This is a genomic window from Pseudomonas allokribbensis (assembly GCF_014863605.1).
GTDB classification, from domain to species: domain Bacteria; phylum Pseudomonadota; class Gammaproteobacteria; order Pseudomonadales; family Pseudomonadaceae; genus Aquipseudomonas; species Aquipseudomonas allokribbensis.
This window is the reverse complement of record NZ_CP062252.1, coordinates 2,522,006-2,534,423: the sequence shown is the minus strand read 5'-3', so window position 1 is coordinate 2,534,423 and position 12,418 is coordinate 2,522,006. Positions and strand designations below refer to the sequence as shown.

Genomic DNA, 12,418 nt, shown 5'->3' with positions numbered 1-12,418 from the left:
ATGAACCTGTCCCCTCTCAACCGCCGGCGCTTCGAACTGTTCAAGGCCAACAAGCGTGGCTGGTGGTCGCTGTGGCTGTTTTTGATCCTGTTCGGCCTGAGCCTCGGCGCCGAACTGATCGCCAACGACAAGCCGCTGGTGGTGCACTACGACAACAACTGGTACTTCCCGGCGGTCAAGCGTTACCCGGAAACCACCTTCGGCGGCGAATTTCCTCTGGAAGCCAACTACAAGAGCCCGTACATCCAGGAACTGCTCAAGGCCAAGGACGCGTGGGTACTGTGGGCACCGATTCCGTTCAGCTACCAGAGCATCAACTACGACCTGAAAGTCCCGGCCCCTGCCCCGCCGTCAGCGGATAACCTGCTGGGCACCGACGATCAGGGCCGCGATGTGTTGGCGCGGGTGATCTACGGTTTCCGGATTTCGGTGCTGTTCGCCCTGACACTGACCGTGCTCAGCTCGATTATCGGTGTGATCGCCGGGGCCTTGCAGGGCTTCTATGGCGGCTGGGTCGATCTGGCCGGCCAGCGCTTCCTGGAGATCTGGTCGGGCTTGCCGGTGCTGTACCTGCTGATCATTCTCGCCAGTTTCGTCCAGCCGAATTTCTGGTGGCTGCTGGGGATCATGCTGCTGTTCTCGTGGATGAGTCTGGTGGACGTGGTGCGCGCCGAGTTCCTGCGCGGGCGCAACCTCGAATACGTGCGTGCGGCCCGGGCGCTGGGGATGCAGAACGGCGCAATAATGTTCCGCCACATTCTGCCCAACGCCATGGTCTCGACCATGACCTTCATGCCGTTCATCCTGACCGGCGCCATCGGCACCCTCACCGCGCTGGACTTCCTCGGCTTCGGCTTGCCGGCCGGCAGTCCGTCGCTGGGCGAACTGGTGGCCCAGGGCAAATCCAACCTGCAGGCGCCGTGGCTGGGCATGAGCGCGTTTGCGGTGCTGGCGCTGATGTTGAGTCTGCTGGTGTTTATCGGCGAGTCCGCTCGCGATGCCTTCGACCCGAGGAAGTGAAATGAATCAGGACAATCTGATCGAAGTGCGCGACCTCGCCGTCGAATTCGGCACGGGCGAGCGCTCGCACCGAGTGGTCGAGGGCGTCAGCTTCGACATCAAGCGCGGCGAAACCCTGGCCCTGGTCGGCGAGTCCGGCTCGGGCAAGTCGGTGACGGCGCACTCGATCCTGCGCCTGCTGCCCTACCCGCTGGCCCGTCATCCTGCGGGCAGCATCACCTATTCCGGGCAGAACCTGCTGGAACTGAGCGAAAAGACCATCCGCCACATCCGCGGCAACCGGATCGCGATGATCTTCCAGGAGCCAATGACCTCGCTCAACCCGCTGCACTCGATCGAAAAGCAGATCAACGAAGTGCTCGGCATCCACAAGGGCCTGACCGGCAAAGTCGCGACCAAGCGTACGCTGGAGTTGCTGGAGATGGTCGGCATCCCCGAGCCGCACAAGCGCCTCAAGGCCCTGCCCCACGAATTGTCCGGCGGTCAGCGCCAGCGGGTGATGATCGCCATGGCCCTGGCCAACGAGCCGGAACTGCTGATCGCCGACGAGCCGACCACCGCGCTGGACGTGACCGTTCAGCTGAAAATCCTCGACCTGCTCAAGGAATTGCAGGCTCGATTGGGCATGGCGCTGCTACTGATCAGTCACGATTTGAACCTGGTGCGAAGAATTGCGCATCGCGTATGTGTCATGCAGCGCGGTTGCATCGTCGAACAGGCATCGTGCGAAGAGCTGTTCCGTTCTCCGCAGCATCCGTACACTCGGGAGCTGCTGGCGGCGGAGCCCAGCGGAGGCCCGGCGAGCAATAAAATCGGGGCGCCGCTGTTGCAGGTCGAGGACTTGAAAGTCTGGTTCCCGATCAAGAAAGGCCTGCTCAAGCGCACGGTGGATCACGTCAAGGCAGTGGACGGCATCAATTTCAGCCTGCCTCAGGGTCAGACCCTGGGGATCGTGGGAGAAAGCGGTTCCGGCAAGTCCACTCTGGGCTTGGCGATTTTGCGGCTCATCGGCAGCAAAGGCGCGATCCGTTTTGAAGGCAAGCAGCTAGACTGCCTGACGCAGAACGAGGTTCGCCCGTTGCGTCGGGAGATGCAGGTGGTGTTTCAGGACCCGTTTGGCAGCCTGAGCCCGCGGATGTGCGTGAGCGACATCGTTGGCGAAGGCTTGCGGATCCACAAGATGGGTACCGCCGCCGAGCAGGAAGCGGCGATTATTGCGGCATTGAAGGAGGTAGGTCTGGATCCGGAAACCCGGCACCGCTACCCCCATGAATTTTCCGGTGGGCAGCGGCAGCGTATCGCCATTGCCCGGGCTTTGGTGCTCAAACCGGCGCTGATCCTGCTGGACGAGCCGACTTCGGCGCTCGACCGGACGGTGCAGCGGCAAGTGGTGGAGCTGTTGCGTTCACTGCAAGCCAAGTACAACCTGACGTATTTGTTCATCAGCCATGATCTGGCTGTTGTGAAAGCGCTGAGCCACCAGTTGATGGTGGTCAAGCATGGCCAAGTGGTCGAACAGGGAGACGCGCAAGCAATCTTTGCCGCTCCCCAACATCCGTATACACAGCAGTTGCTGGAAGCCGCTTTTCTGGCACCAGCCACTGCGCAATAACCTGAAAGAGGAGCAACACATGGGTTTTCTCGCCGGTAAGCGCGTACTGATCGTCGGTGTCGCCAGCAAGCTGTCCATCGCATCCGGCATCGCTGCCGCCATGCATCGCGAGGGCGCTGAGCTTGCCTTCACTTATCAGAACGACAAACTGAAAGGTCGTGTCGAAGAATTCGCACAGGGCTGGGGCTCGAGCCCTGAGCTGTGCTTCCCGTGCGACGTGGCCAGCGATGAAGAAATCGCCAAGGTCTTCGAAGAACTGAGCAAGAAGTGGGACGGCCTGGACTGCATCGTGCACTCCGTCGGCTTCGCACCGGGCGACCAACTGGATGGCGACTTCACCGAAGCCACCACCCGCGAAGGTTTCCGCATCGCTCACGACATCAGCGCCTACAGCTTCGTGGCCCTGGCCAAGGCCGGTCGCGAAATGATGAAAGGCCGCAACGGCAGCCTGCTGACCCTGTCGTACCTGGGCGCCGAGCGCACCATGCCTAACTACAACGTGATGGGCATGGCCAAGGCTTCGCTGGAAGCCGGCGTCCGTTACCTGGCCGGCTCCCTGGGCCCGGACGGTACCCGCGTCAACTGCGTATCGGCCGGTCCGATCCGCACCCTGGCCGCTTCGGGCATCAAGAACTTCCGCAAGATGCTGGCCGCCAACGAAGCGCAAACCCCACTGCGCCGCAACGTCACCATCGAAGAAGTCGGCAACGCCGGCGCCTTCCTGTGCTCCGACCTGGCGTCGGGCATCAGCGGTGAAATCATGTACGTGGACGGCGGCTTCAACACCACCGCCATGGGCAATATCGAAGAGTAATCTTCGCGCTGCCGATAAAAAGCCCGCCGATTGGCGGGCTTTTTCATGCCTGCGATTCCAGGCAACGGGCGAACAACTGCTGAATCGGCTGACGGCGCTGGCTATAACGCTGCAACAGCACCATCTCCCGATAGAACGTCAGCTCACCCAATTCGATCACCCTCACCTTCAGCGGATGCTCAAGCCACAACCCGGCCTTGGGCAGCAATGAAACGCCGAGCCCGCACTCGACCATCTTCACGATCGCTTCCAGCTCATCCAGCTCCAGCGCTACTTGGACATCTATCCGCTGCTCACGCAGAAACCGCGTCACCAGCCGTCCACCAAACGAGTTGCGGTCATAACGCACGTGAGGATGCTCGACCAGCAGTTGCAGCGGATCGTTTCCCTCGACGCCGGGCGGCACGATCAGCACGAACGGCTCGCGCCGCATCACCTGCGCCGACAGCTCCTTGGGCAATTCGAACGGCGGCTTGATCATGATCGCCAGATCGACCTCCCCGGCATCCACCTGGCTCAGCAGGTTCAACGACACACCCGGCACCAGTTTCGGCTCCACGCCCGGTGCCTGTTGGCGCAAGCGCAGCAAGGCCTGAGGCAACAGCCCGGTCTGTGCGGTCGCCACGGCGCCGATTCTCAGCTCGCCGCGAAACTCGCTGGCGTCCTCACTGATCGCCATGCGGCTGAAGGTGGCGAGCATTTCCTGCGCCATCGGTACGGCGCGCTGCCCTGCCGGATTGAGAATTGCCTGACGGCCGGTGCGATCAAATAGGCGCACACCCAAAGTCTGTTCCAGATTGCGGATCTGCGCGCTGACCGCCGATTGCGTCAGGCCGACATGCAAGCCCGCCGCGGCAAACGTACCGTGCTGCGCCACCGCCAGAAAGGTCTTGAGTTCACGCAGCATGGGCACCTCGACTGATCGAAATAATTTGAGCTCGGCGCAAAAACTATCGTCTTTCAATCGAAATGCACAGCGCTAGACTGGATTCACCCAACCGTTGATCGAGACCAACTCCATGCCACTCAGCCCCTTCCATCTGGCCATTCCCGTGTATGACCTCGCCGCCGCCCGGCATTTTTACCGTGAAGTGTTTGGCCTCGAAGAGGGTCGTTCCAGCGATCACTGGGTCGATTTCAACTTCTTCGGCCATCAACTGGTGATTCACCTGGCGCCGAAAAACGCCTCGCAGGAAGCCGCCCACACCAACGCCGTGGACGGACACGACGTCCCGGTGCCGCATTTCGGTGTGGTGCTGGGGATGGAGGAATGGCACGCCCTGGCCGAACGCCTGAAATCACTGGGCACGCGGTTCGTGATCGAGCCGGGGATTCGTTTTCAGGGATTGGTGGGCGAACAGGCCACGATGTTTTTGTTCGACCCCTGCGGGAACGCCCTGGAGTTCAAGGCGTTCAAGGACATCGGACAGTTGTTTGCCAAATAAGCGTCAGATTCGCTTCAGGGCTTGCTTGTGGGCATACATCGCCCCATCCGCATCCGCCAGCAGCTTATCCACGGTGTCATGCCGCCGTGGGTCGTACTCGATCTGGCCGACACTGAAGCGAATCGCATAACCCCTATGCAACGTGGCATTGCGCTCTTCGAGGATTTCCTTGAGTCGCGCCATGATCGCCGTGGTTTCGATGTGGCTGGAACCGGTCAGCAGCGCCACGAACTCATCGCCTCCCAACCGCCCGACCACGTCGCTCTCACGAAAGGCAATACGCAACACATCGGCGAAGGTCTTGAGCGCGCTGTCGCCCTCGGCATGACCGTAGAGGTCGTTGATCTGCTTGAAGTCGTTGAGGTCGAAAAACAGCAGCGTCGCCGGCTTACCCATCCGTGCGCAGGCATCCAGCGCATGCTGGGCCAGCATCATGAACCCGCGTCGGTTGGACAACAGCGTCAGCTCGTCCATGCTCGCCATCTGCACGGCCATCAGCTCCTGCTCGGCCATCCCGGCGAGATCGCGCAGCAAGTCACGCTCTTCGTCGTCGAGTTCCCGGGGCTTGGTGTCGATCAGGCACAAGGTGCCCATCTTGTTGCCGTTGGGCACGGTCAGCGGATAACCGGCGTAGAAGCGGATATTCGGGTCGCCGATCACCAAAGGATTGTCGTGAAAACGCACGTCCTGACGGGCATCGGGCACCAGCAGCAATTCATCCTTGAGAATCGCATGGCCGCAGAACGAAACGTCCCGTGGGGTTTCGGTCGCGTCCAGGCCTACGCAGGACTTGAACCACTGCCGATCCTTGTCCACCAGCGTCACCAGCGCGATCGGTACGTTGAACAGCCGCCTGGCCAATCGAGTCAGACGATCGAAGCGTTCTTCGGGGGCGGAATCGAGGAGGTTCAATCCATACAGCGCTTGCACTCGAGCCGCTTCATTGACGGGTTTGCCTGGCACCAGCATCACACACTCCCTTGTTATCAGTGACCTTCAGCGTAGCCCTGATTGGCGATGACTCAAATGCTCATCCGCCGGCCACCGGACACGGCCCACCCGCGTCCGCCCAGAGCTTGAACTGACTGACGAAGATGTCGTGGGGCACCGGCACCGGTTGCCGCCCCGGCCCGGGATTCCAGCCCCAGAGCACCAGTTTGTCCTCACTGACGTGCTTGATCAGCGCGGCGAAGTCCCGGTCGCCGTTGCTGCTGCGGTCCTTGATCATCGCGCACAAGCGATCCGGCGGCAGGCCGATCCAGGCCATCTTGTGCGAGGCCGGCGGCAGGCTCCAGTGCGGCGCACCCGGTGGCGCGTGGGGGCCATAACTGGCCGGCGGATTGCTTTCGGCGTGGCAGGTGGCACACGGCAAACCAGCGGCGCCCTTGCCGTCCATGCCGCGCACCACGTTCATCGCGTGGGGCGTGCCGGCGTCGAACTGCAACGGCGAATCGCCAGGAATGTGGCAGTTCTGGCAGCGCGGGCTCTGGAAGACTTTCTGCACCGTGCCGAAGGCTTTCAAGGCCTCCTGATCGTCGGCGAACAGATCCGATGCATAGCCGCCCAGCCCGACCAGCATCACAGCGCCCAACAACAGATGTCGTTTCATCTCACACCCCCGACAGTTGCAGCGGCAGTTCCCGCAGACGCTGCCCGGTCAGGGCGAACACCGCGTTGGCCACCGCTGGTGCAGTCGGCGGCACACCGGCCTCGCCGATGCCGCCGGGCTTGTCCGTGCTCGGCACGATGTGCACTTCGACCACCGGCATCTCGTTCAGGCGCAGCACTTGATAGTCGTGATAGTTGGACTGCACGACACGGCCGTCCTTGAGCGTCAGCTTGCTGTGCAACGCCATGCCCAGGCCGAAGGTGATGCACGATTCCATCTGCGCCGCGATGCTCTGCGGGTTGACCGCAATCCCGCAATCCACCGCACACACCACCCGGTGCACGCGGATCTTCAGATTGTCCTGCGACACCTCGGCGACTTGCGCCACGTAACTGCCGAACGACTCGTGCACCGCCACGCCCAATGCATGCCCGTCCGGCAGCGGCGCTTTCCAGTTGGCCTTTTCCACCGCCAGATTCAACACGCCGAGATGCCGGGCGTGATCCTTGAGCAAGGTTCGCCGGTACTCCACCGGGTCCTTGCCCGCCGCCGCGGCCATTTCATCGATCAGCGATTCCATGACAAACGCCGTGTGGCTATGACCCACGGAGCGCAGCCACAACACGTTGATCCCGGTGGTTGGCGAATGCAGATCGACCTGATGATTGGCGAGGCCTGTAATGTACGGACTGTCAGACACACCCTCGACCGACGTCTGATCGACGCCGTTCTTGACCATGGTTTTTTCCAGCATGGTGCCGGCCATGATCGACTGCCCGACCAGCACATGCTGCCACGCCAGCGGCATGCCATCGGCTCCCAGCCCAATCCTGGCCCGATGCAAAAACGCCGAACGGTAATAACCGCCCCGGATATCATCCTCCCGCGACCACACGGTTTTCACCGGCATCGCGGCGGCCTTCGCCACCTGCACCGCTTCGGCGACAAAGTCCGACGTCGGGTTGGCCCGCCGACCGAAACCACCGCCAAGGAATTCGGTATGAATTTCCACCTGCTCCGGTTTCAATCCGGTGATCTTGCCGGCAACCATTTGGTCCAGCGTCTGAAACTGGGTGCCGGTCCAGATCTCGCACTTGTCGGCGCTGATCTTCACCGTGCAGTTCAGCGGTTCCATCGGCGCATGAGCCAGATAAGGCACGCTGTACTCGACATCGATTTTCTTCGCTGCTTTGCCAAAGCCGCCCTTGGCATCACCGGCCTGACTGGCGGAAATACCCGGTGTGGCGGCGAGTTTGCGGAAGCTCTCCAGCAGCTTTTCGCTGCTGAGATCCGCGTGCGGCCCCAGATCCCAGTCAACCTTCAGCGCATCGCGCCCCAGTTTCGCCGCCCAGTAATGATCGGCGATCACCGCCACGCCGGTCGGCACCTGCACCACTTTGTGCACGCCGGGAACGGCCAGTGCCTGCGCACCTTCAAAGGATTTCACCGTGGCGCCGAACACCGGGGCGCGCGCGACCATCGCCGTCATCAGTCCGTCGAACTGCACGTCCATGCCGAACTTCGCACGGCCGGTGATTTTCTCCGGGGTGTCGAGGCGTCTGGTGGGTTTGCCGATGACTTTCCAGTCCTTGGCTTCCTTGAAGGTAATCGACTTCGGATCCGGCACCGGCAGTTGCCCGGCGGCGTCCGCCAGTTCGCCGTAAGTGGCGCGGTTGTCGCCGGCAATCACCACGCCGGATTCGGTGCGGATCGTCGACGGCGCCACGTTGAAACGCTTGGCCGCCGCCTCGATCAGCATCTGCCGCGCCGTAGCGCCTGCGAGTCGGTAACGGTCGAATTCCATCCAGGTTGAAGTGGAGCCGCCGGTGATCTGCATCCCGCCAAACGCCGGCATGCCGTAATCGGCAGCCGAGGCCGGCGAGTGCTCGACGCGGATCTTCGACCAGTCGGCGTCCAGCTCTTCGGCGATCAGCATGGTCAGGCCGGTCCAGATGCCCTGGCCCATTTCCGAATGGCCGAGCAGCACGGTGACGCTGTTGTCCGGCGCAATCCGCAGGAACGCGTTCGGCGCAAATGCCTTGCCTTCATTTTCCGCCGCTGTGGCAAACCGGTTGCCACCGGGCACCACGAACGCCACGACGAGACCACCGCCAAGCACGGCACTGCCCTTGAGAAATCCGCGACGGGATACAGGACTGTTCATCACTCACCTCCCCTCGCTTAACCGATTTCAGCGGCACGTTTGACCGCCGCGCGGATTCTCGGGTAGGTACCGCAACGGCAGATGTTGCCGGAGAGCGCCTGATCGATATCGCTGTCGGTGGGTTTTGGGATCTTCGCCAGCAACGCGGCGGCGGACATGATCTGCCCGGACTGGCAGTAACCGCACTGCACCACGTCCAGTTCGGCCCAGGCCTGTTGCACCGGGTGCGAGCCGTCGGTCGAAAGACCTTCGATGGTGAGGATTTTCTGGCCATGGGCGACGGCGGTGGCCGGCGTGATGCACGAGCGCAGCGGTGCGCCATCGACATGCACGGTGCAGGCCCCGCACTGGGCCATGCCGCAACCGAACTTGGTGCCGGTCAGGTGCGCGACATCGCGCAGAACCCAGAGCAACGGCATGTCCGCGGGGACATCGAGCTCCTGATCCTTGCCATTGATGTTCAAGGTCAGCATCGGGAATTTCCTCAGACTCACGGTGTTCTGAAGGGGCGTTGCGACAGCATTCGATGCCGTGCACACCTCGACTTATCCCTTTCAGCTAAGCGCATTTTGCCCCGACGACCAGCCGCCGCGACCACCGGTCATGGATCTACAGCATCGCGGCTACTTGTTGCGCCGTGGCTTTGGCCGATTGCGGGTTCTGTCCGGTCACCAGTTTGCCGTCGGTCACCACATTCGAGGTGAATGGCAGAAACGCCTTTTCGTAGCGCGCCCCGCGATCCTTCATCTGTTGCTCGGAGTCGTACGGCACTTTTTTCGCGACACCGGCCAGCACTTCTTCCATCCACGAGTAACCGGTGACCTTGCGCCCCGCCACCAGCAGGCTGCCGTCCGACAACCGCGTATTGAGCAACCCGCAATAACCATGACAGACCGACGAAACGATCCCGCCGCGCTCGAAGATCTCCCGGGTCAGCCGTTGCAGGCCGGGGTCGTCGGGAAAGTCCCACATCACCGCGTGCCCGCCGGTGAAATAGATGGCGTCGTAATCCGCGCTGTCGATCTGCTCCGGGCTGGCGGTGTTCGCCAGCAGCGCCATGCTCGCCGGATCGTTCAGCCAGGCCTTGGCCGAGCGGTCGAGCATCGGCCACTTCAATGCCCGAGGCTCCAGTGGACTCCGCCCGCCCCTGGGGCTGACCAGTCGCTGCTCGAAGCCTTTTTCCGCGAACACCTGCCAGGCATGGGTCAACTCCCCGAGCCATAACCCGGTGGGTTCGGTCGGGTCGACATAGTGGGCGACATTGGTCACGACGTGCAGGATTCGACGTGTCATTTGGCAGCCTCTCTTGGGGTGACACCGACCTGACCGAACGCCGTCAGCGGCACGGGCAGGTTGAGCACGATCTGGGCGTCCTTGATCACGTCCAGACGCAGGATCCGCGAAGCCCCGAGGCCATCGAGCAACTGGCTCAGGGGGCCGCCGTTGCGATCCAGCTGCACATCGCGCGGAAACAGGCGTTGGGCAAAGGATAGTGTGTTGCTCTGCACCACGCTCTGATGCCACAGGCCATCGACCTGATGAATCATGGTGGCGGTGCTCATGCGCGATTGCGGCGTAACGTTTTTCAGGGTCGGCAGCGGCGCTTTCAGGACCAGGTCCGGCAGGCCCTTGGGCCCGTCAATACGGGCGCTGACGCTGGTGCCGATGTTCACGTTGATGTCGGCGCGCCACTTGGGCAGTTGATAGCCGTGCACGCCGCGCACCCGGGCGATTTCGGTGTTCACCGGCAGCGCCAGCACATGGGCGGTGAAGCTGCGCCGGCGCATGGCGTCCATCAGTTCCAGCGCGTGGGAGCCTTGGGCACCGGGGCGGCGCACGACAATCGCCACGGAGACTTCGTCGTACGGGTCGTTGTCGCAAACCGAGTAGGAGAAAAATGTCAGCGCCACCAGCCCATAACCGGGAAATGCCCGCAGCGGTTCAAGCGGCGCAGGCAAGGTAGCGCGCAGACGGTCCAGCGGCGCCAGGAACAGCAACTGCACGCTGCCGGAACGGTAATAGAAGTTCGGCGCCCAGGTCGGGCCGACTCTCGAAGCGACCTGCTGCTTGGGAATGCGCCGGAAGAAGTCGATATTGCCGGCAGCCTTGTCCCGGGCCACTTCGTCGAGATTGGGGTTCATACGAAAACGGTCGTAGTAGCCGCCCTCCGGCACCTCGACCTTGTGCGATCCGAATTCGACTTCTGTAAAGCGCTTGCTCATGTTCGCTGACCTTTCTCGATGAGTGGCCCGGCAGGTGGCCGGTCAGCGCCACTCTAAGGTTCAACCAAACTTTAAGGTCAAGCGCACAACGGCTATGGCCCACCATTCACGCCAGCGATGACCGTTCGGAACTTGCTTGACCTTAAAGTGCACTTCAATCCTAGAGTTCATAACGCTTGTCTTCACCCCTTCACGTTTCCGTTCCGCATTCTTCAGGAGTAGCGAACATGGGCTATGTCACAACGAAAGACGGCGTCGAGATCTTCTACAAGGACTGGGGTCCGAAAGACGCCCCGGTGATCCATTTCCATCACGGCTGGCCGCTCAGCGCGGACGACTGGGATGCGCAGATGCTGTTCTTCCTCGCTCAGGGCTTCCGGGTCGTGGCCCACGACCGACGGGGTCACGGGCGTTCGAGCCAGGTCTGGGACGGTCACGACATGGATCACTACGCCGACGACGTGGCGGCGGTGGTCAATCATCTGGGGACGCAGAAAGCCGTGCATGTCGGCCACTCCACCGGTGGCGGCGAAGTCATCCATTACATCGCCCGGCATGGCGAGGATCGGGTCTCCAAAGCCGCAATCATCAGCGCGGTGCCGCCGCTGATGGTGAAAACCGAAAGCAATTCGGGGGGTCTTCCAAAGTCGGTGTTCGACGATCTTCAGGCCCAATTGGCGGCCAATCGTGCGCAGTTCTATCACGATGTGCCGGCCGGTCCGTTCTATGGCTACAACCGGCCCGGGGCCAAGCCTTCGGAGGCCGTAGTCCTGAACTGGTGGCGCCAAGGGATGATGGGCGGCGCCAAGGCGCACTACGACGGGATCGTTGCTTTCTCGCAGACCGACTTCACCGCCGACCTGAAAAGCATCTCGATCCCGGTGCTGGTGATGCACGGCGATGACGACCAGATCGTGCCCTATGAAAACGCCGGTGTGCTGTCAGCGAAATTGCTGAAGAACAGCACGCTGAAGATTTATCCGGGCTTCCCTCACGGGATGCCGACCACAGAAGCGCCAACGATCAACGCGGATCTGCTGGCCTTTATTCGCGGCTGATTTTATTGGCCGGGGTCAGGTGCGATACCTGCCCCCGGCTACTCTTCGGTTCTCCCCGTTGCCTCGCGATTACCCACATAGTGTCTGGCCAATGGAAACGCCGGCAGCCACGACTCGCGACGCACCGTCCAGAGTTCGTAAGTCGGCTGCAATTGATCGGGCGCATCCAGCGCGCCCAGATTCACCTCGACTTCATCGCCGCTGCGGCCGAACACCGACGACCCGCAGCGCGGGCAGAAATGTCGCCCGGCATAGTCCCGGGTTTCGCCGCTGATCGCCACCGCATCCTCGGGAAAGATCGCCGATGCATGAAACAGCGCCCCATGGTGTTTTCGGCAATCGAGGCAGTGACAAATCCCGACACGGTAAGGTCGCCCCGACGCCTCGATCCGCACCTCGCCGCACAGACAACCGCCAGTAAACCGGTCCATGGAACACCTCGCCTGAAAATGGAATAACCGGTGAGTGAAAATA

Annotated in this window: 13 protein-coding genes; 5 read left to right on the top strand and 8 right to left on the bottom strand. The window is 62.0% G+C overall.

Translation table 11 applies throughout. The features are described 5' to 3' along the window. The 3 genes from IF199_RS11725 to fabI are packed head-to-tail and all read left to right on the top strand — an operon-like array spanning position 1 to position 3,446. The gene (locus IF199_RS11725) at positions 1-1,020 is read left to right on the top strand and encodes an ABC transporter permease (protein WP_096820530.1); all 1,020 of its coding nucleotides are present in this window, start codon (positions 1-3) and stop codon (positions 1,018-1,020) included. Between the two features lies 1 nt (position 1,021). Continuing rightward, on the top strand, positions 1,022-2,632 hold the full coding sequence (locus tag IF199_RS11720) for an ABC transporter ATP-binding protein (RefSeq protein ID WP_192560463.1): 1,611 nt from the start codon (positions 1,022-1,024) through the stop codon (positions 2,630-2,632). 19 nt (positions 2,633-2,651) lie between these two features. Further along, entirely contained in the window at positions 2,652-3,446 is a 795-nt protein-coding gene (fabI, locus tag IF199_RS11715; RefSeq protein ID WP_003202751.1) for an enoyl-ACP reductase FabI, read from the top strand. Positions 3,447-3,489: 43 nt separating this feature from the next. On the opposite strand, the gene IF199_RS11710 is transcribed toward fabI, so the two are convergent. Beyond that, positions 3,490-4,353 carry a LysR family transcriptional regulator gene (locus tag IF199_RS11710; RefSeq protein WP_192560462.1) on the bottom strand — a complete coding sequence of 288 codons (864 nt, stop codon included), beginning with the start codon at positions 4,351-4,353 and terminating at the stop codon, positions 3,490-3,492. 112 nt (positions 4,354-4,465) lie between these two features. Between IF199_RS11710 and IF199_RS11705 the strand changes: the two genes are divergently transcribed. Beyond that, positions 4,466-4,891, top strand: coding sequence for a VOC family protein (locus tag IF199_RS11705; RefSeq protein WP_192560461.1), 426 nt, complete (start codon positions 4,466-4,468; stop codon positions 4,889-4,891). A gap of 3 nt (positions 4,892-4,894) precedes the next feature. On the opposite strand, the gene IF199_RS11700 is transcribed toward IF199_RS11705, so the two are convergent. The 6 genes from IF199_RS11700 to IF199_RS11675 form a co-directional block, all read right to left on the bottom strand. After that, positions 4,895-5,860, bottom strand: a complete 966-nt coding sequence (locus IF199_RS11700) for a sensor domain-containing diguanylate cyclase (RefSeq protein WP_102621896.1) — start codon at positions 5,858-5,860, stop codon at positions 4,895-4,897. A gap of 61 nt (positions 5,861-5,921) precedes the next feature. After that, complete coding sequence (locus IF199_RS11695; protein ID WP_096820525.1) at positions 5,922-6,500, bottom strand: hypothetical protein; 579 nt, start codon at positions 6,498-6,500, stop codon at positions 5,922-5,924. A 1-nt stretch (position 6,501) separates the two neighbouring features. Then, positions 6,502-8,664 (bottom strand): xanthine dehydrogenase family protein molybdopterin-binding subunit, encoded by a 2,163-nt coding sequence (locus IF199_RS11690; protein WP_192560460.1) that lies wholly within the window; start codon positions 8,662-8,664, stop codon positions 6,502-6,504. Positions 8,665-8,681: 17 nt separating this feature from the next. Further along, on the bottom strand, positions 8,682-9,137 hold the full coding sequence (locus tag IF199_RS11685; protein ID WP_010459764.1) for a (2Fe-2S)-binding protein: 456 nt from the start codon (positions 9,135-9,137) through the stop codon (positions 8,682-8,684). Between the two features lie 136 nt (positions 9,138-9,273). Continuing rightward, positions 9,274-9,957, bottom strand: coding sequence for a type 1 glutamine amidotransferase domain-containing protein (locus IF199_RS11680; protein WP_096820523.1), 684 nt, complete (start codon positions 9,955-9,957; stop codon positions 9,274-9,276). Further along, complete coding sequence (locus IF199_RS11675) at positions 9,954-10,886, bottom strand: acetoacetate decarboxylase family protein (RefSeq protein ID WP_192560459.1); 933 nt, start codon at positions 10,884-10,886, stop codon at positions 9,954-9,956. Before IF199_RS11675 ends, IF199_RS11680 begins: the two co-directional genes overlap by 4 nt. A 227-nt stretch (positions 10,887-11,113) precedes the next feature. Between IF199_RS11675 and IF199_RS11670 the strand changes: the two genes are divergently transcribed. Then, complete coding sequence (locus IF199_RS11670) at positions 11,114-11,944, top strand: alpha/beta fold hydrolase (RefSeq protein WP_192560458.1); 831 nt, start codon at positions 11,114-11,116, stop codon at positions 11,942-11,944. 38 nt (positions 11,945-11,982) lie between these two features. Here IF199_RS11670 and IF199_RS11665 read toward each other — a convergent pair whose 3' ends face one another. Next, positions 11,983-12,375 (bottom strand): GFA family protein, encoded by a 393-nt coding sequence (locus IF199_RS11665; protein WP_192560457.1) that lies wholly within the window; start codon positions 12,373-12,375, stop codon positions 11,983-11,985. Between the last annotated feature and the right edge of the window lie 43 nt (positions 12,376-12,418).